The organism is [Clostridium] saccharolyticum WM1 (genome assembly GCF_000144625.1).
Classification (GTDB): domain Bacteria; phylum Bacillota; class Clostridia; order Lachnospirales; family Lachnospiraceae; genus Lacrimispora; species Lacrimispora saccharolytica.
Map to the genome: position 1 here is coordinate 4,606,264 of NC_014376.1, position 17,766 is coordinate 4,624,029.

Genomic DNA, 17,766 nt, shown 5'->3' on the forward strand with positions numbered 1-17,766 from the left:
AAAGAGACGGACAATGAAACAATATGTAGTTGGAATAACAGGCGCAAGCGGCAGTATTTACGGCCTGCGGACAACGGAGGCCCTGCTTGAGGCCGGAGCCAGAGTGCGGCTCATACTGACCGGAACCGGGGAAAAGGTGGTTGCCTACGAGACCGGACAGGAAGCCGGTGAGTGGATCGCCGGCTTTAAGAAACGATTCCCGGATCAGCTTATTCCGGAAGATAACAGTGATCTGTTTTCTGCGTCTGCCAGCGGTTCCCATCTGGCGGATGGAATGATTATTGCCCCTTGCTCCATGTCAAAACTGGCCCACATTTCGGCAGGCATTACACCGGATCTGATGACACGGGCTGCGGATGTGGCACTGAAGCAGCGCCGACCTCTGGTGCTGATGCCAAGGGAAACCCCCCTGTCCCAGATCCATCTGAAAAATATGCTGGCACTGGCAGAGTGCGGAGCCTTTATCGTACCCGCCATGCCCGCCTTCTATCAAAAGCCAAAAAGCCTTGATGACATGGCAGATTTCATGGCAGGCCGGGTATTGGACTGCCTGGGAGTGGAAAACCACCGGTATGCCAGGTGGAAAGAAGAAGTATAAAATAATATATATCAAATAACTAAAAAGGATTATAAGAAAATATATGGAAAATTCAGGAAAGAAAACAATGAAACAACGCCTCTTAAGAGGCAGAAAAATCCTCCCTCTGCTGCTGTGGGGCGCAGCGGCCGCCCTTTTAAGCGGTTGTACCGGCAAGGCCGCTCCCCCGGTGGATACCACTATTCATTTGGGAGTCATGTATTCTTCCGATATCGTACCCCTTACCATCATTACAGAACAGGGACTTGATAAAAAGTACGGGTTTCAGCTGGATATGCAGGTATTTTCTTCGGCCAAAGACCGGGATGCGGCCCTTCAGGCCGGAAAGCTGGACGGAGTGTTTACTGATTTTATCGGTCTGTGCATGTATCAGAATGCCGGACTGGACGTAAAGGCTACCGGATGTACGGATGGGGATTATGTACTGCTGGCCGGAAAAGATACCGGGATCACTTCTCTGGAAGCTGGAGCCGGAAAAAGCATTGCAATATCAGAAAATACTCTGATTGAATATTCTCTTGATTATATTTTAAATAATGCCGGATTGGATGATACATATCTGGACAAGCAGGTGGTGCCGAGGATCCCTGACAGACTTGAAATGCTGCGAAACGGCAAAGTAGATCTGGTTCTTCTGCCGGAGCCCTTTTCCACTCTTGCCATTAAGGATGGCGCCGTCATCCTGGGAAGCGCCAACACGGACGGGCTGTATCCCGCAGTATCTGCATTCACACAGAAAGCCATTGAAGAAAAATCCGCCCCCCTTCAAAAGATGTATCAGGCATACGATGAAGCCGTTGACTACCTTAACAGCACACCTCTTAAGGAATATGAAGCCGTTGTCATCAAGGGTGCAGGTTACCCGGAGGAACTTACCGGAAGCATCAAGCTTCCTGTATTCCGGAAAAATGAGCTGCCAAAGACTGCTGACCTGCAGGCTGCCGTGGAATGGGCATCAGAGAAAGGGTTATGCAGCCCAGATTTAAAGCCCGAAGAATTGATGGGAAAACTGAAATAAAAAATCAGGATGAAAGGAGGGAACCAGATGCTGGAAGTAAATGACGTTTCCGTTACATATGAAAAAGGCGGGATACATAAGGTCATTGACCGTATGTCCTGGCAGCTGGAGACAGGGACGGTCCTGGCCCTGGCCGGTCCCTCCGGCTGTGGTAAATCCACCATGATCCACGCCCTGGCCGGACTCCTTCCTTATAAGGGTTCCATCACCCTGGATGGAACCTTGCTTAAACCGGAAATATGTTCCATCGGGCTGATCCCCCAGAACTACGGGCTTCTGCCCTGGAAAACCGTCAGAGAAAACTGCCTTTTTGCCGCCAGGATCAGAGGAAATACCGGGGATTTGGAAATACGGCTTACCAACCTTTGCAGAGAACTTGGGATTCATGGTCTTTTGGACCGTTATCCTGGTACGTTAAGCGGCGGCCAGGCACAGCGTGCCGCCCTAGCCAGAGCATTTCTTATGGATCCGGAACTGCTTCTTATGGATGAACCCTTCGCAGCCCTGGATATTGGAGCTGCATTGGCAGCAAGGGATTTATTTCTTAGGATCTGGAACGAAAAAAAGCCCACCACAGTCATTGTGACCCACCGGGTAGAAGATGCCCTTTCCCTTGCCCACAAAATCGCGGTTATGGAACGGGGCGGGGGCCTTTATACCTTCCGCAACCCTTGGCAGGGAGTACCGCATCCTTTTGAAGCAGCATACAGGGAGCTGGAACAGCAGATAACAGAAAAAGTTATAAAGGCGGATGAGGGCGGAAAGAAACGTTTGATTCATTAGGAGACAAAATATGAAGAAAAAATTATGGGTCTTTTTAAAGGGATTTTTGCTTGTGAATTTGTTATGGTTCCTGCTCGCCGAATTGATGGCAACTTCGGTGCTGCCTGGACCGATTACAGTCTACAGCAGATTTGACCAGGTGGCAAATGGAAAGCTATTGCTCCATATCGGAGCCAGCTTAGGCCGTGTTGGAGCGGGCTTGTCCATTGCCCTTATCATAGGCATTCCTGCTGGAATTATCATGGCTTCTTCTCCTATGGCCAACCGCCTTCTCCACCCTCTGGTCTATTTCTCCTATCCGGTTCCCAAAACAGCTCTCCTTCCGGTCTCCATGCTTCTTTTAGGCCTAGGCAATGGATCTAAGATCCTCATCATCGTCCTGACTACGGTATTCCAGATCATAGTGGCGGTCCGGGATTCGGCAGAGCATATTGATGAAGACATTTACTATATGGCAAGAAGCGCCGGCGCCCATAAGAAAAACATACTAAAAGATATCACTCTTCCGGCAGTGCTTCCGGAGCTGTTCACCAGCATACGGATCGGAATGGGAACCTCCCTGGCCATTCTTTTGATTGTGGAGGCTTACGGAACCCGATGGGGGCTGGGCTACTACATCCTGGACGCCTGGTCCAGAATCAATTATATTCAAATGTACGGAGGCATTGTTGTCATGTCGGTGGTAGGTGCAGCATTGTTCTGGGCATTGGATGGGATTCAGTGGGCATTGTGCAAATGGGCAAGGTAACTTCCCTGGCTATAAAATAAATTGACACCTTGACAATGCTAATTAAATAAAGTATATTAGTAATATCTTAATTACTTATTTGGAGGTGTCTATGAACAAACCAAAAAGGATCGCCCGCATCGGCAAGGAATGTGTGGCCTGCGGGAGCTGTGTAACAACCTGCCCGAAGGGAGCCATCGCCATTGCTTCCGGCGTTACTGCCCGGATTGACAAGGATAGGTGTATTGGCTGCGGCAAATGCGCCAGGATATGTCCTGCTGATGTAATCACAATTGAAGAACGGAGAGCCGCCGTATGAAAAAGAATTGGTATGAATTTCTCTGGATTGTGGAACTCATTTATTTCATCCTGGGTCTGTGTAATATTCTCTTCGCATGGCTTGGCATGGTGTTTTTTACTATTCCCCTGCTGGCTGCCATTATGGGAGGAAACAAGATATATTGCAACCATTTTTGCGGGCGGGGGCAATTACTTGGCCTGCTGGGAGGCAGATGGAAGCTCTCCCGCAATGTGCCGCCCCCCAAATTTTTGCGCAGCCGCTGGTTCCGGTACGGGTTTCTGGCTTTTTTTATGACCATGTTCAGCCTGATGCTTTTTAGTACTTATAAGGTTTTTGCCGGCGCACCACTGAAAGAAGCAGTAACTCTTCTGTGGGTATTTAAGCTTCCCTGGCAATGGGCAGACGTCTCCATGACAGCTCCCTGGGTGGCGCAGTTTGCCTTCGGCTTTTTCGGCGTAATGCTGACCTCCACGATCCTGGGCCTTGGTACCATGGTTCTGTTCCGTCCCCGTTCCTGGTGCGTCTACTGCCCCATGGGGACCATGACCCAGGGAATCTGCCGGCTGAAACTGGGAAAGGAGGGTACCGACTGTGGAAGAACAAGCAAAAAAGATAGCGGAGCTGCTTAAAATATTGGCCAATGAGCACCGCCTGCTGATATTGTGCGCACTGATCCAAGGGCCCCTTGCGGTAGGAGAAATCCACAAATATACTCCCAACATTACCTCTTCCGCGCTCTCACAGCATTTGAACCAAATGAAGACAGCGGGTATCCTGTCTTCTGAAAAACTGGGTATGAACGTGGTATACAGCATTCAGGACCAGCGGGTGATCTTACTGATCGGGTCTATCAAAGAGCACTACTGCAGGGAATGAATTTGATGGGCGAATAAGATCAAAGGCAAGGGGACTGGCAGATGCCAGTCCCCTTGCCTTTTGCCGCTTACCCATAGAGACAGGAGCGGTTTATATTCTGTTTTTCTTTTAGGTAAACTGATTCGCCAGGGTGCTGAGCACCTTTGCCTGGGCGGTAGCCGAATTGGACTGCACCACTGCCGTAATTTTCACCACACTGTCGGTGATGTGGGAGACAGAACGGCTTTGCTCCTCTGAGGCTGACTGGATCTCTCCGATGCCAGATGCAATCTCTCTGGCATCCATTAATACAGTGCTTAACATCCGGACCATGGAATCAGTTAAGTCCTTTCCTGTACAATCAATTCTTCCAGATATTTCAGATTTATTGAGATCTTCCCAGAAGTATGGCCACTCTGAAGTAATATGATTGCCGGCAAAAATACTTATGTTGTGTATTTTACACCTTTGTGTGATATTGTCGGATTTACATTTCCAGTCCCCACAGCTAAAATGGTACTATCAGATAAACAGTGAAACAACCATAGGGAGGAAAGAATCGCATGAAGAAAACAGCAAAAATATCAGCAGTCTTATTAGCCATGGCACTGGCAGCCACCGGCTGCAGCTCTGGAAAACCGGCTGATAATAACACAGCGGCTGACACGGGAAAAACTCAGGCTGCCGCTCAGACACCAGGAGAGGAAGATCCGGTTTTGGTAGTCTATACCGCCCGCGGCGAATCTTTAAACAATGCCGTGATTCCGGAATTTGAAAAGGACACCGGCATTAAAGTCGAGGTGGTAGTCGCCGGCACCGGCGAGCTGTTAAAAAGAGCTCAGTCAGAAAAAGCCAATCCTCTTGGCGATATCTTCTGGGTGGCTGACCAGACCATGTTATCCGCATCCAAAGACCTGTTCCTGGAATACGTATCCTCTGAAAATGACAACATGATCGATGCCTTCAAGAATACCACCGGTTACTTTACCCCTGCATTTGCAGATCCTACGGTTATGATCGTAAACAAAGACTTAAAAGGCGATACGAAGATCGATGGATTTGAGGATTTATTAAATCCGGAGTTAAAGGGAAAAATCGCATTTGGCGATCCAGTAAACTCCAGTTCCGCGTTCCAGTCATTGCTGGCTATGCTTTATGGCATGGGCAAAGACGGGGATCCCCTTTCAGACGAAGCTTGGGCTTTTGTTGACAAGTTCATTGCCAACTTAGACGGTAAAATGTGCAACAGCTCCAGCCAGGTGTATAAAGGCGTGGCTGAGGGCGAATATGTGGTTGGTTTAACCTGGGAAGATCCTGCTGCCAACTATGTTAAGGAGGGTGCCGCAGTAGAAGTTGTATTCCCGGCGGAAGGAGCCATCTTCCCCGGAGAATCTGTCCAGATTCTAAAAGACTGCAAACACCCGGAAAATGCAAAGAAATTTGTAGATTATATGCTGTCAGAGAAGATCCAGAATGCTGTCGGTTCCACACTGACCGTACGGCCTTTAAGGAAAGACACCACTCTGGCTGATTATATGAAACCTCAAAATGAGATTAAATTATTTGATAATTATGATGAGGGATGGGTAGCAGAGCACAAATTAGAAATCACCAATCGGTTCAGTGAGCACCTGGAAACATCCATGGATTAATAAACCGCATCCATTCAAAGAAAGACTGCCTGAGACTCAGTCAGGGGCAGTCTTTTTGTACAAAAAATTATGAAGTATGTTAGGAGACAGGAACAATGGGAGTAGCAATCAGTATAGAAAACGCAGTAAAACGCTTTGGTAAAGATACCATTATCAATGGTTTATCCCTGGATATTAAACCTGGAGAGTTCTTTACCCTGCTGGGACCCTCCGGCTGCGGCAAGACAACCCTGCTTCGAATGGTCATCGGCTTTAACAGCATTGAGGGCGGCGAAATCAAGGTAGACCAGAAAGTAATCAACAACATCCCAACCAACAAGCGAAACATGGGTATGGTCTTCCAGAACTATGCCATTTTCCCTCATATGTCAGTCAGGGATAATGTAGCTTTCGGGCTGAAAAACAGGAAAATACCTGCATCACAAATCGAAGCCCAGGTAGATGAAATCCTGAAGATCGTCAAAATCGACCATTTAAAAAACCGTATGCCAGCCAAACTGTCAGGCGGCCAGCAGCAGCGTGTTGCCCTGGCACGGGCCATCGTCATTCATCCCGAAGTTCTTTTGATGGATGAACCGCTGTCAAACCTGGACGCGAAACTCCGGGTGGAGATGAGAAATGCCATTAAGCGGATCCAGCAGCAGATCGGAATTACCACCGTTTATGTAACTCATGACCAGGAAGAGGCCCTGGCCGTATCAGACCGGATCGCTGTCATGAACGGCGGTGTGATCCAACAGATTGATACGCCTAAGAACATCTATCAGCGTCCCGCAAACTTATTTGTATCCACCTTTATCGGCTTGTCCAATATCCTGTCCGGTAAAATATCGGTGAAAAACGGAGAGACCTCCATTCAGATACAGGATTATACCGTACCCATGAGCCAGTTAAGCCAGGAAGTGAAGGACGGACAGAGGATCAAGGTATCCATCCGACCGGAAGAATTCATCATCAACCAGGCAGATGGTGCCGGCATCCCTGCAACAGTAAAAAGCAGCGTATTTCTTGGTATAACCACCCATTATTTTGTTGCACTGGCAGACGGTCAGGAAATCGAAGTCATTCAGAATTCCGATATCTGGGATATCATCCCGGATGGCTCTGGCATCCGTCTTGCTGTGCAGCCTCAAAAGATCAACATCTATACAGAAGACGGAAATAAAAATCTTGTGGTCAGGAGGGATCAGGTATGAGATATGCCGGTGAAAAGAAATGCAATATTTGGGTCGCCATGGCACTGGGGATTCTCAGCCTTTTTCTTATCTTTGTCGTCTATCCCTTAGTTCTGATACTATATAAGAGTGTACTGACCCAGGATGGTTCCCTCAGTCTTGCATATTTCGGTAAATTCTTTGCCAGAAAATATTACTGGAGTACTCTGGTAAACAGTTTTAAAGTCACCATCGTTTCCACCCTGCTGGCGGCTGCTCTGGGTCTGGTTATGGCATATGTTCTGCGAAGTGTACGAATCAGAGGAAGTAAGTATTTAAATATCCTGATTGTCATGTCCTATCTTTCTCCTCCGTTTATCGGAGCTTATGCCTGGATCCAGTTGCTTGGGCGCAATGGCTTTATCACCAGGATCTTAAACAACCTGTTTCAAGTGAAGCTAAACGGCATTTATGGGTTTGCCGGAATTGTTCTGGTCTTCTCATTGCAATCCTTTCCGCTGGTTTATATGTATATCTCAGGTGCTCTTAAAAATCTGGATAACTCCTTAAATGAAGCCGCCGAAAGCCTGGGCTGCAGTGCCGTACAGAGAGTGTTTCAGGTGATCGTGCCGCTTGTCATGCCCACCATGCTTGCCAGCTCCTTACTGGTATTTATGAGAGTGTTCTCCGATTTTGGTACCCCCATGCTGATCGGCGAAGGTTATAAGACATTTCCGGTATTGATGTACAGCCAGTTTATGGGTGAGGTGAGTACGGATGACCATTTTGCGGCTGCACTCTGTGTCATTATCATCGGCATCACCCTGGTGTTGTTCTTCTTTCAGCGCTATCTGGGAAACCGGTTTACCTATTCCATGACCGCATTGAAGCCTATGGAAGCAGAACATTGTACTGGCCTTAAGAATGTATTATCCCACTTATTTGTATACCTGGTTGTCCTCATCGCCATCTTGCCCCAGCTTACCGTTATTTTTACTTCCTTCCTGGCTACCGGAGGGGGAAGCGTATATACCGGCGGTTTCTCACTTGATAACTATCGGAATACACTGTTTTCAAAGAATAACAACGGTGCTATTTTCAACACTTATTTATTCGGTCTTTGTGCCATAGCTGTGGTTGTGGTGCTGGGAGTTCTGATCTCGTATCTGACGGTACGAAAAAAATCAATTTTAACGAATATCCTTGATACGGTCACCATGTTCCCTTATATCATACCAGGCTCTGTTCTTGGTATCTCATTTTTATATGCCTTTAATTCAAAACCGTTTCTCTTAAGTGGCACCGCCCTCATTATCGTCATCTCACTGTCCATACGTCGCATGCCCTACACCATCCGTTCCAGTACTGCCATCATTGGACAGATCAGCCCCAGTGTGGAGGAGGCTGCCATCAGTCTGGGCTGTTCTGAGACGAAATCATTTGCAAAAATTACAGTTCCCATGATGATGTCCGGTGTATTATCCGGCGCCATTATGAGCTGGATCACCTTAATCAGTGAGCTGAGCTCTTCCATCATCCTCTATACCAGCAAGACCCAGACACTGACCGTAGCGATTTATGCGGAGGTCATCAGAAGCAACTTCGGTAATGCAGCTGCTTATTCTGCCATCTTAACCCTGACCAGCATCCTATCGCTGCTTTTATTCTTCAAACTAACCGGCAGCAATGATATCAGCATTTAGCGGAAGCAATGAGCCGTAGGAAATAAGTCATAAAAAGATTTTTGTTGTGCCTGCACATAAGAAAATCTCTTTATGACTTATTTCATAAGGCGAATGCCCGTCAGCTCATAAAACCGCAGGTTTTATAAGCTGATCAGCGGACTTATGGTATAATAAACACAAACGGCGATTCGCCATACACCGATACCATTGGAGGCCTCCCCTATGAAAAGTAACCAATACAAGGACTACATCAAAAAATCCTTTATCAAATACGCCCTTTCCATCATCTCACTGCTGTTTGTGCTGGTGCTCTTATTTCTATTGATCAATGTACAATGGCTGATCTCCGGTTTTAATAAAAGAAACCATATACAGTTATCCGGTATCCTGGATCAACAGTTCCTTCTCTATCAACAAGGCCTGACTCAGCTTTCCCAAAGTCCGGATCTTCTGACCGCACTGGACAGTACAGACTCTGCCGTCATCACTGCAAACAACCGGCTTCTTTATGAGTTTGCCAATGCCCAGACAATCCGTTCCTCCTTTGTACTCTTGAACCAGAATGGCCGCATAGTCAGCAGCAATCTGTTTGCCGGCAACCAGGAAATTTTTCTTGACAGCGATATCTTTCACCGCATGACCAGTCAGATGCAGGAGCAGCCAGAAAAAATCTTCGCACTGCCAAGCCGGCTAAACTATGCCCATGGACAGGCCGGAGATTTCATTCTTGGCAAAGCCGTAGTAAAGGAGGGCGTCCCTGCCGGCTATCTGTTTTTTGACCTGCTGGACTCCAATCTTTATGAAATCATCCGCAGATATCCGCTGGATGATGTTATCATTACAGACCGATATGATAATCTCATTTTTTCTATCAGCCGCCAGCAGACTGACCCTATGGATAAATACCCATCCGGAAAATACCGCATGGACTGGCAGGAAGGAAATGTGGTAAAGGTCAACGGAAAACATTATCACATTCAAAAAAGTTCCCTTCCCGGGAGTTCTCTGATCTTATATTCTCTGGTTTCCACGGAATATCAGAAGAATCTGCTGTTTTACGGCTTTTTCTTCATGCTTACCGTAGCAATTCTGCTGGTGATCATTTCGCTGCCTGTTACCGAACACATTACCCAGAAAAACCTTCTGGCCATCAACGAGCTGCAGAACTCCATCGAACAGATGGGAAAGGGCAATATGAACTACCGGCTCCGTTCCCAGGTTTTCGATGAATTCCAGAAGCTGGATGATGCATACCGGCACATGGTAATGCAGCGGGAAGAGCTGCTGACGTATAACAGTGAACTGTCGGAACGTAAGCGGATCATGGAAATCAAACAACTAGAAGAGCAATTTAACCCTCATTTTATTTTTAATGTTATGGAGACTCTCCGGTATGAAATAATGATTGATGCAGCAAAAGCTTCTGATATGGTTCAGTCTTTCGCCAGCCTCATGCGCTACAGCATCCATTATGGCAGCACCATTGTCTCACTGAGAACGGATATCGAATATATCAATGATTATCTTCTGTTACAAAAAATGCGCTATAACCGGCGTTTAAACTATCATATTGATATTCCGGAGGAGCTGCTGGAATACCGGATACCCAAGCTGCTGCTTCAGCCGGTTGTAGAGAATTCCCTGGTTCACGGTATGAAAAACACCCACTCCATCTCCATTGCGATTACCGGTCGTGTGCATGAAGAGCTGCTGGAGCTGTGTGTGGAGGATGACGGAAGCGGCATTGATGGGGAACGCCTTGCCAGTCTGCGGGCCGGGCTGGAGTCGGAGGATGAATATAAGGAGCATATCGGTCTCTACAATTCCCATCGTGTCGTACGGCTGTTATATGGTCCCGGATATGGTCTTTCCATCGAAAGCCAGCCAGGTTCCGGCACGCGGGTCATAGTAACCATGCCGGCAGATATGGAGGAGGATTATGTATAAGGTTTTACTTGTAGAAGACGAAGACATCATCAGAAAAGGGCTGATGTTCATGGTGAATTGGCAGGAGCTTAATTGTGTGGTCGCAGGCGAAGCCATAGACGGAGCCGATGGCATACAAAAGATCAAAGACACAGAACCCCACATCGTTATTGTAGATATTAACATGCCCATCATGAATGGTCTGCAGATGTTGGAAGAAAGCATAAAAGAATATGGCTATGAAGCCATTATCGTGTCCGGATACGGGGAATTTGAATTTGCCAAAAAAGCGATTCGCCTTGGCGTAACAGAGTATTTATTAAAACCTGTGGATTTTACAGAACTTTATGACGCAATTCACAAGATAACCGAAAAGCTGGAGGCCAATACACGGATAAAAGGATATATCCGCCAAATTGATATGGAAAAGAAAAAGCTGGGCATTTTAGAAACAGATATTTCTGAAACAGTCACCTTCAAAAATAAATATGTGAGCGCCATGATAAAATACATAGAAGACCATTACTCTTCCCGCCTTTCCCTAACTGATTTAAGCGAAAAATATAAACTATCCTGTACCTACCTGAATACGAAATTCAAAGGCGAGACCGGCTACACCTTCAATGATTTTTTAAACCGCTACCGGATGCAGAAGGCCGTGGAGCTTTTAAAATCAGATCAGTATAAGGTTTATGAAATCGCAGAGATGGTGGGATTTTCTGAATATAAGTATTTTATTAAGGTGTTTAAGAAATATATCGGCTGCTCTCCTGCTAAATTTATGGAGGCGGGTGAGGGGAAGTAGGAGGCCTGCTGGATTTCCGCTTCCGGAAAGACAGCTTTAATATATTTCTTCCAATGGCCGTTCCTGCCATTCTTTTACGATAGGGAGTATTTTATCTGTAATCCGGCTGATGGTGCTGTCTGAAATATCGACTCCATAAAGTTCCTGCATGTGGCTCTTATTCTTCAAAAACATGACTGACTCTGATTTGCTGGATATGCATTACTTCCTTATCAAGGATATGATCTTGATGTCGATGAGTTTGAAGAAGGTTTTTATATTGATCTGTTCCAGCCACCGTCTATTTGTTATGCCCGCCTCTGTGCGGGCTATTTTATTTAGGAGTTCAACCAAGGTCGAACGTTCCTATTCTACAAGAAAAACGGTTAGGACAACATACAATGTCCTAACCGTTTTGTTCAAGTCTTACTGTTAAATCAGGAATTTCATAAGCTGAACTAGTCAAATATTTGCAATGATTCAACTCTCCCGGCATACAGTATCCATATAGACAACCGATAAATCCAATATTATTTGCTTCTGCCGCTTCACAGTCATAGTTTCGGTCTCCTACCATAACCGCCCATTTAGGTTTACAGGTTTTCAGAAGAACCCGTAAACTGTCTTTTTTTGTTCCTTCCTCTGTGAGCCCCTGAATATAACAGAACTGATCGCCAATCTTTAGAGTATCTAGTATTGTCTCAAGTTCCTGTGGATAAGCATTGGAGCAAATTGCCAACTGATAACCTTTTTGTTTCAAGGTCTCCAGCATTACCGTGACTCCCGGATACGTTGTCGCTTTTCTTTTGATTCCTTCGATCCAGTATTTTGTAATACTATCGAGGAACTGATTTCCCAGTGTTTCTTTTTGATCCCCTAGAAAATAGAGGATATCTTCCTCAAAAGGTGCCCCTATTCTTGCTCTTAATTCTGCATCTGTATAGTTCGTTTTTCCGATTTCGGTAAGTGCTTTGCGATATGCATCTATGGCATAACGTTCTGTCTGATTTAAGGTACCATCTACATCAAAAATAACAAGTTTAGAAGATTCCAATTGAACACCCCAAAATACATCCGACAAAAATGCCTAATATAATATAGATTGTTTTTACATTTTTATGATATAACCATACACATAGGAACGTCACCCCAAGTGGAAGTAGTCCCGGAAAAATCTGATCAAAGATTGATTGCAGGGTTGTTTCTGCCTCTGCCAAAGTAAAACTTAGGGTAGTTTGTAATGATACCATTGTCGCAATCATTGCACCGATTACGGTCATACCTAAGATTGATGCACCATATGACAGCTTTTCCATTGTATGGTTTTCCGATGTATTTTCCAGAAAGCTTGTTCCCAGTTTATATCCATACTTTCCAGCAAGTATTTTCGTAACAAAATGAATTGCAGTATAAAGCAAGAAGTAAATAATAGCCCCCAGAATATTGCCACTCTGTGCTATTCCAATGCCAATACCTGCTGTAATGACACGAAATGTTCCCCAAAAGAAAGAATCACCAATTCCTGACAATGGTCCCATCAAACCGACCTTTACGTTATTAATGGAATCCGTTTCAAATTCTTCTGATTTTGCATTCTGTTCTTCCATTGCAACGCCAAGACTCATCACAAAAGGTGATACATGTGGCGTCAGGTTAAAAGTTTCCGTATGACGTTTAAGTGCTGCATAAAAATCATCGTCATTGGGGTATATTTTACGAAGAGGTCTTTCTATTGCATACATATACCCATATGCCATCATTTTATCAAAAGACCACGAGCTTTGTATTGTAAAAGATCGCCAGAAAATGCTTCTGTAATCTTTTGCAGACATAATTCCATCATCTTTTGCTCTATTCTCATTGTTACCCATCTTAGAAATCCTCCTCTTCTGCAACATCAAATTTCATGCTGTTTACTGCAATAAATGCAATACAAAGACCTGCTACCGCAACTCCGATTACATCCATTCGAAGATATGTAACACAGATAAATCCCAGAAACAGGTATGGAATCACTTTTTTGTTTGCCATCATTTTAATTAAAAGCGCAAGTCCCACACAAGAAAGCACACCTGCTGCAACATTAAATCCATCCATAACGACCGACGGAATTGCATTTAAAACAGTATTAATCGTATTTGCGCCAAAGGCAACGGCGATAAATACAAGCAACGCTGATGGAATTCCAATTGACAGCGGCACTACTGTCAGGTGTAATAAATTTGCTCTTTTAAGATTTCTCTGCTCCAGTGCTTTTTCAATCTGTTTTCCAGCCCAGCTTCCCGGAATTGCATAGCAGAAATTCCTCCACATCTGCAGAAATACTGACAGTGGTAATGCCAATGCAACTGCTGCTCCTACTCCTGCTCCTGACTGTATCGCTACTGCAATACTCAGCACGCTGGATGCATAAACTTCTGGAGGAACAGCACTTCCTACCATAATAGATCCCATAAACATAGCTTCCAAAGACGCACCAATAATAATTCCTGTCGTCATATCCCCCATAATCAGACCAATAATCGGGCCGGTAAATAGCGGCCTTGACATCATAGATGCCCCAAACGTCTGCTCATCAATTGAAGCAAGAAATGCTACAGCTGCTACTAATAATGCTTGTAACATATCAAATTCTCCTCTCTTATCATAAATATCAGATTATACGAATGTTTCTGCCATTACCTTTTTATCTGTCGGTACTGCACGACACTCTACTTCTGCACCTTTCGCAACCATTTCTTTAATATTATTTATATCATCCTCCGTGACAGCGATAGAATTTGTAAGAACCTTTGTACCTTCCTTTACTTTCATATTTCCAAGGTTTACATGGTTCACCTCTTCCACCGCCGATACCAGTGCCAATGCATCTTTTGTATTGTCAACAAGAATAAAAAGTTTGTACTTGTCTGTTTTATGTCCATTGAGTGCTGTAATAGCATCTGAAACTGACTTGACTACGAATTTTACTTCTGCCGGTGCCGCAAGTTTTAAAGAAGTCGCACGTAATTTATCTTTTGCCACCGCATCATTTACAACCAAAATGCAGTCTGCTGATAAAGAATTAGTCCAGGCAAATGCTACCTGTCCATGAATTAACCGCTCATCTATTCTCATCAATTTAACCATTAAAAAATCTCCTCTTCTGCTTCATCACTTTCAGATAATACCCGATTGATATAGATAATACCTTCTTTTGCTGACTGCTGAGCATTATGAATTAATTCTTCCGTAGAGCACTCACAGTCAGCGGACGTTGCCAGTACAATCAACATAGGTAAATTTACACCGGTAAGAATATGAACTTTACCGGTCTGCACATACTCAGTAAAGATATTAGCCACACTTCCCCCAAACAAGTCTGCAGCAACAATCAGTTCCTCATCTTGACCAAGCTCATCTATGCGCTTGCGTGCCTCACCTTCCATATCAAAATCACTGCTCACATATGCACTAATTATCTCAACTTTACAACTATCACCCATGATAAACTGCAGTGTCTCCTTAATACCTTCTGCAAATCTCCCATGCGTTGCGACTAATATCTTTCTCACTTTTGTGCCTCCTTTTAATATTCTACCGTTCTGTAATATCTTCTGATATCCAAATTATGATTTCTTACATGTTCAAAATGAGAACTTACACGCTCCAGCTGGGAAGACATTACCATTGGGGCAACAAGCTTTCTCATATCCTCATCAATTCCTTCCAGCGCATAATCCTTTGTATCCCATACCTGAACAACATCTGAATATTTTCTAACGAACTTTTCAACTCTGTCAACCAGCGGTCTGGTCTCGTCTTCTCCTTTAAAAAGCATAAAACTCATATTTTTTTCTGTCATTTCTATTGTACCATGGAAGAATTCAGCCGCATGGATCGATTTTGTCGGAATCCACTGCATTTCCTCAAGTACACACATGGCAAAGCAATATGTTTCTCCCCATGTATTGCCTGCGCCAATACACATATGAAAATTTGTGTCTTTATGTTTCTCTGCAAATGCCAGGGCTTTTTCATCATTTTCTTCTCTAACCTTCAGAAGGACTTCTGGCATCCGGCGGAGATTATCAAGGAAGCGTTCACATTCCGGAAATTCTCCGTTTCCCTTCATAAGAAGTGCACCAATAGCAAATAATTGAAGATAAATCTCTTCACATAAGTTATCATTGGAAGCTGCATTACCAATCGCATATGTAGATGCCTTTCCTAAGGGGCTGTTTGTTTCTCCAACAAGAGATATAACAGTTGCTCCTACACTAGCCCCATATTCTGCGGCTTCTATTGTTTCTTTTGTTGTACCGGTCAAAGAGGCTGTTATCAGAATAGATTTTTTTCCAAGCTTCTTCGGTTTTGCCCTTACCAGTTCAGCTGCAATTTCATAATACCATTCCAAAGTTGAATTAGTTTTTAACATATAAGCCAGAGGGCTTACCATGGAGTAAGTTCCACCGGTTCCTACAAGGAATACATGGTCATAACCCTTTTCCTCAATCTCCGCTACTATCCTCTTAATTTGTTCAATATTGTCTGCCGCTCCATGTAATACCTTTAAATAAGTCTCATTTTCAAATCCATACATCTTTCTTTCCTCCTGCTTTTTATTCTGTGCGCATTGATGATAACCACTTTATATTTTTAATATACCACTTGCTTTTTTCTGTGTCAACCTCTATTTGTTTTTATTATACCAATTTTACTTTATGCCTTTATTTTTTTGTTTTTATTTGCTATAATAAGAAAAACAAGTATGAGTTGGTGATGATATTGACAAATGAAGAATATGCGTTTCAAATTTCAAAGCAAATCAAAGACAAAATATATAACAAAACCTATAACTATAGGAATCCTCTTCCATCAGAACGAGAACTAGCAGAAATGTTTGCTGTAAATAGGAATATTATACGAATGGCCATTAAAGAGCTTGTGAACGAGCAGTTGGTAAAGCGTATACATGGAAAGGGAACTTTTATCATCAAAACAGACATTGATGATTCATCCATTCACTTTAAAGGTATGACTGAACTTTTACAGGAAGCCGGATATGAGCCTACTTCCAAAGTTTTAAAAACCCAAACACGAGATGCGGGCTATAAATTTTCAAAGATATTTCATGTTCCAGAAGAAGATAATATTTTTCAGATTATTCGTCTCCGGAAAGGTAATGATCAACCGATATCCATCGAAAATACTTATTTGCCCTTTAACAGCATCAAAGATATTGATAAGATAGATTTCCAAGTGTATTCACTGTATGATATGCTGACAATTAATAAAATTAAGATTCACGATATCCGACATGTTTTTTCTGCAACCAAAGTGCATAATACCATCGCAAAATTACTTTCCTGCCAGGAGGCTAGCCCTGTTATTTCCATCCAAATCACATCCTCTACCAAGGAAGGACAGATTGCAGAATACACAGAGGTTATGGTAGTTCCTGAATTTGCTAAATATTACACGGATGGAGTTGTTCGTCATGGAGAATTCCATCTTTCTTCACAAATACTATGAATGAATGAAAGCAGGCGTCTTATGCCCAAAATGTATAATTTACTCAGCCTAGATATTGCTGAGTATCTCGAACAATATATAGAACAACATCAGCTTCAACCTGGGGACAAACTCCCTTCTGAACGTGAACTATCAGCTTCATTAAATGTCACTCGAGTAACATTGCGGCATGGGCTGGAAATCCTCACTAGTCAAGGTATGGTTCTTCGGGTACATGGAAGCGGCTATTATATCTGCCCACCAAAAGTGAACCGGGAATTGATCCACTATTGTTTTCCTTACAAAGACACAGTCCTTCAACAACGAAACTATTACCTTGGGCCTGTGGATTATATGCCTACTCCAATTTTAATAATTGCAAAAAATATATTTGCACCAATCTGTCTGAACGATATGATAACCGGGCAATTCTCTGAGATTGTAGATGAGACGCCTATTAGTCTAATGTATACATTCCAAAGCTCTGATTCGAAAAATCTTTTACCGGAATTTCCGAATACGAGAGATATACCGGAAAATATATATTTTAGTCAAACTATCCGAATTTATGATGATGCGGATTTACCTGATGAACATATAAAAGAACTGCTGCAAATTACCAGTGATGACAATCTTTTATTAATTTCAACTTTTATTTATCACGAAAATAAGATTGTAGCGTTGTGTTTGTCTATTTGCGTCGGAACAAGAGTAAATCTTATTTCAGAAGTAAAACTTCCTTAACCAAAAGAAAGATTCCAAATATAATCAGTGCGTAGTTTTCTTTCCT

General features: G+C 43.8%; 21 protein-coding genes and 1 pseudogene. 14 read left to right on the forward strand and 8 right to left on the reverse strand.

Annotated elements, in window-relative coordinates:
• The first annotated feature begins 13 nt into the window (after positions 1–13).
• From CLOSA_RS21355 to CLOSA_RS21385, 7 genes are all read left to right on the forward strand, one after another.
• Positions 14–598, forward strand: coding sequence for a UbiX family flavin prenyltransferase (locus tag CLOSA_RS21355; protein WP_013274809.1), 585 nt, complete (start codon positions 14–16; stop codon positions 596–598).
• A gap of 67 nt (positions 599–665) precedes the next feature.
• On the forward strand, positions 666–1,616 hold the full coding sequence (locus CLOSA_RS21360) for an ABC transporter substrate-binding protein (RefSeq protein WP_013274810.1): 951 nt from the start codon (positions 666–668) through the stop codon (positions 1,614–1,616).
• Positions 1,617–1,643: 27 nt separating this feature from the next.
• Positions 1,644–2,399, forward strand: coding sequence for an ATP-binding cassette domain-containing protein (locus CLOSA_RS21365; protein ID WP_013274811.1), 756 nt, complete (start codon positions 1,644–1,646; stop codon positions 2,397–2,399).
• 10 nt (positions 2,400–2,409) lie between these two features.
• The gene (locus CLOSA_RS21370; RefSeq protein ID WP_013274812.1) at positions 2,410–3,147 is read left to right on the forward strand and encodes an ABC transporter permease; all 738 of its coding nucleotides are present in this window, start codon (positions 2,410–2,412) and stop codon (positions 3,145–3,147) included.
• A gap of 91 nt (positions 3,148–3,238) precedes the next feature.
• Entirely contained in the window at positions 3,239–3,445 is a 207-nt protein-coding gene (locus CLOSA_RS21375) for an ATP-binding protein (protein ID WP_013274813.1), read from the forward strand.
• Positions 3,442–4,056 (forward strand): 4Fe-4S binding protein, encoded by a 615-nt coding sequence (locus CLOSA_RS21380; RefSeq protein ID WP_013274814.1) that lies wholly within the window; start codon positions 3,442–3,444, stop codon positions 4,054–4,056. Before CLOSA_RS21375 ends, CLOSA_RS21380 begins: the two co-directional genes overlap by 4 nt.
• A complete protein-coding gene (locus CLOSA_RS21385; RefSeq protein ID WP_013274815.1) occupies positions 4,019–4,303 on the forward strand; it encodes an ArsR/SmtB family transcription factor in 285 nt (94 codons plus the stop codon). The genes CLOSA_RS21380 and CLOSA_RS21385 overlap by 38 nt, the downstream gene beginning before the upstream one ends.
• A 108-nt stretch (positions 4,304–4,411) precedes the next feature.
• Here the strand turns inward: CLOSA_RS21385 and CLOSA_RS21390 are convergent, their stop codons facing one another.
• Positions 4,412–4,615: a hypothetical protein gene (locus CLOSA_RS21390; protein ID WP_041708739.1), complete on the reverse strand. Its 204-nt coding sequence runs from the start codon at positions 4,613–4,615 to the stop codon at positions 4,412–4,414.
• Positions 4,616–4,845: 230 nt separating this feature from the next.
• On the opposite strand from CLOSA_RS21390, the gene CLOSA_RS21395 reads away from it, so the two are divergent.
• The 5 genes from CLOSA_RS21395 to CLOSA_RS21415 all read left to right on the forward strand — a co-directional run bounded on the left by CLOSA_RS21395 (position 4,846) and on the right by CLOSA_RS21415 (position 11,504).
• On the forward strand, positions 4,846–5,934 hold the full coding sequence (locus CLOSA_RS21395; RefSeq protein WP_013274816.1) for an extracellular solute-binding protein: 1,089 nt from the start codon (positions 4,846–4,848) through the stop codon (positions 5,932–5,934).
• A 95-nt stretch (positions 5,935–6,029) separates the two neighbouring features.
• Positions 6,030–7,130 carry an ABC transporter ATP-binding protein gene (locus CLOSA_RS21400; RefSeq protein WP_013274817.1) on the forward strand — a complete coding sequence of 367 codons (1,101 nt, stop codon included), beginning with the start codon at positions 6,030–6,032 and terminating at the stop codon, positions 7,128–7,130.
• Positions 7,127–8,791, forward strand: a complete 1,665-nt coding sequence (locus CLOSA_RS21405; RefSeq protein ID WP_013274818.1) for an ABC transporter permease — start codon at positions 7,127–7,129, stop codon at positions 8,789–8,791. Before CLOSA_RS21400 ends, CLOSA_RS21405 begins: the two co-directional genes overlap by 4 nt.
• A 204-nt stretch (positions 8,792–8,995) precedes the next feature.
• Positions 8,996–10,720, forward strand: coding sequence for a sensor histidine kinase (locus CLOSA_RS21410; protein WP_013274819.1), 1,725 nt, complete (start codon positions 8,996–8,998; stop codon positions 10,718–10,720).
• A complete protein-coding gene (locus CLOSA_RS21415) occupies positions 10,713–11,504 on the forward strand; it encodes a response regulator transcription factor (protein ID WP_013274820.1) in 792 nt (263 codons plus the stop codon). The genes CLOSA_RS21410 and CLOSA_RS21415 overlap by 8 nt, the downstream gene beginning before the upstream one ends.
• 39 nt (positions 11,505–11,543) lie before the next feature.
• Here CLOSA_RS21415 and CLOSA_RS22495 read toward each other — a convergent pair.
• The 7 genes and pseudogenes from CLOSA_RS22495 to CLOSA_RS21445 all read right to left on the reverse strand — a co-directional run.
• Positions 11,544–11,657, reverse strand: a pseudogene (locus CLOSA_RS22495) (transposase); the annotation flags it as partial.
• 232 nt (positions 11,658–11,889) lie between these two features.
• Positions 11,890–12,537: an HAD family hydrolase gene (locus CLOSA_RS21420; RefSeq protein WP_013274821.1), complete on the reverse strand. Its 648-nt coding sequence runs from the start codon at positions 12,535–12,537 to the stop codon at positions 11,890–11,892.
• Positions 12,524–13,354, reverse strand: a complete 831-nt coding sequence (locus CLOSA_RS21425) for a PTS system mannose/fructose/sorbose family transporter subunit IID (protein ID WP_013274822.1) — start codon at positions 13,352–13,354, stop codon at positions 12,524–12,526. The genes CLOSA_RS21420 and CLOSA_RS21425 overlap by 14 nt, the downstream gene beginning before the upstream one ends.
• 1 nt (position 13,355) lies before the next feature.
• Positions 13,356–14,108, reverse strand: a complete 753-nt coding sequence (locus CLOSA_RS21430; RefSeq protein ID WP_013274823.1) for a PTS mannose/fructose/sorbose/N-acetylgalactosamine transporter subunit IIC — start codon at positions 14,106–14,108, stop codon at positions 13,356–13,358.
• 33 nt (positions 14,109–14,141) lie between these two features.
• Positions 14,142–14,612: a PTS sugar transporter subunit IIB gene (locus CLOSA_RS21435; RefSeq protein ID WP_013274824.1), complete on the reverse strand. Its 471-nt coding sequence runs from the start codon at positions 14,610–14,612 to the stop codon at positions 14,142–14,144.
• Positions 14,612–15,037: a PTS sugar transporter subunit IIA gene (locus tag CLOSA_RS21440; protein ID WP_013274825.1), complete on the reverse strand. Its 426-nt coding sequence runs from the start codon at positions 15,035–15,037 to the stop codon at positions 14,612–14,614. The genes CLOSA_RS21435 and CLOSA_RS21440 overlap by 1 nt, the downstream gene beginning before the upstream one ends.
• A 14-nt stretch (positions 15,038–15,051) precedes the next feature.
• Entirely contained in the window at positions 15,052–16,065 is a 1,014-nt protein-coding gene (locus CLOSA_RS21445) for an SIS domain-containing protein (RefSeq protein WP_013274826.1), read from the reverse strand.
• Positions 16,066–16,244: 179 nt separating this feature from the next.
• Here CLOSA_RS21445 and CLOSA_RS21450 point away from each other — a divergent pair, with 179 nt between their 5' ends.
• Positions 16,245–16,997: a GntR family transcriptional regulator gene (locus CLOSA_RS21450; RefSeq protein ID WP_013274827.1), complete on the forward strand. Its 753-nt coding sequence runs from the start codon at positions 16,245–16,247 to the stop codon at positions 16,995–16,997.
• A gap of 21 nt (positions 16,998–17,018) precedes the next feature.
• On the forward strand, positions 17,019–17,720 hold the full coding sequence (locus CLOSA_RS21455; protein WP_013274828.1) for a GntR family transcriptional regulator: 702 nt from the start codon (positions 17,019–17,021) through the stop codon (positions 17,718–17,720).
• Positions 17,721–17,766: the final 46 nt, after the last annotated feature.

Coding starts and splice junctions, on each gene's coding strand:
- CLOSA_RS21355 (WP_013274809.1), top strand. CDS start 14: ATGAAACAATATGTAGTTGGAATAACAGGCGCAAGCGGCAGTATTTAC.
- CLOSA_RS21360 (WP_013274810.1), top strand. CDS start 666: ATGAAACAACGCCTCTTAAGAGGCAGAAAAATCCTCCCTCTGCTGCTG.
- CLOSA_RS21365 (WP_013274811.1), top strand. CDS start 1,644: ATGCTGGAAGTAAATGACGTTTCCGTTACATATGAAAAAGGCGGGATA.
- CLOSA_RS21370 (WP_013274812.1), top strand. CDS start 2,410: ATGAAGAAAAAATTATGGGTCTTTTTAAAGGGATTTTTGCTTGTGAAT.
- CLOSA_RS21375 (WP_013274813.1), top strand. CDS start 3,239: ATGAACAAACCAAAAAGGATCGCCCGCATCGGCAAGGAATGTGTGGCC.
- CLOSA_RS21380 (WP_013274814.1), top strand. CDS start 3,442: ATGAAAAAGAATTGGTATGAATTTCTCTGGATTGTGGAACTCATTTAT.
- CLOSA_RS21390 (WP_041708739.1), bottom strand. CDS start 4,615: ATGGTCCGGATGTTAAGCACTGTATTAATGGATGCCAGAGAGATTGCA.
- CLOSA_RS21395 (WP_013274816.1), top strand. CDS start 4,846: ATGAAGAAAACAGCAAAAATATCAGCAGTCTTATTAGCCATGGCACTG.
- CLOSA_RS21400 (WP_013274817.1), top strand. CDS start 6,030: ATGGGAGTAGCAATCAGTATAGAAAACGCAGTAAAACGCTTTGGTAAA.
- CLOSA_RS21405 (WP_013274818.1), top strand. CDS start 7,127: ATGAGATATGCCGGTGAAAAGAAATGCAATATTTGGGTCGCCATGGCA.
- CLOSA_RS21410 (WP_013274819.1), top strand. CDS start 8,996: ATGAAAAGTAACCAATACAAGGACTACATCAAAAAATCCTTTATCAAA.
- CLOSA_RS21415 (WP_013274820.1), top strand. CDS start 10,713: ATGTATAAGGTTTTACTTGTAGAAGACGAAGACATCATCAGAAAAGGG.
- CLOSA_RS21425 (WP_013274822.1), bottom strand. CDS start 13,354: ATGGGTAACAATGAGAATAGAGCAAAAGATGATGGAATTATGTCTGCA.
- CLOSA_RS21430 (WP_013274823.1), bottom strand. CDS start 14,108: ATGTTACAAGCATTATTAGTAGCAGCTGTAGCATTTCTTGCTTCAATT.
- CLOSA_RS21435 (WP_013274824.1), bottom strand. CDS start 14,612: ATGGTTAAATTGATGAGAATAGATGAGCGGTTAATTCATGGACAGGTA.
- CLOSA_RS21445 (WP_013274826.1), bottom strand. CDS start 16,065: ATGTATGGATTTGAAAATGAGACTTATTTAAAGGTATTACATGGAGCG.
- CLOSA_RS21450 (WP_013274827.1), top strand. CDS start 16,245: ATGATATTGACAAATGAAGAATATGCGTTTCAAATTTCAAAGCAAATC.
- CLOSA_RS21455 (WP_013274828.1), top strand. CDS start 17,019: ATGCCCAAAATGTATAATTTACTCAGCCTAGATATTGCTGAGTATCTC.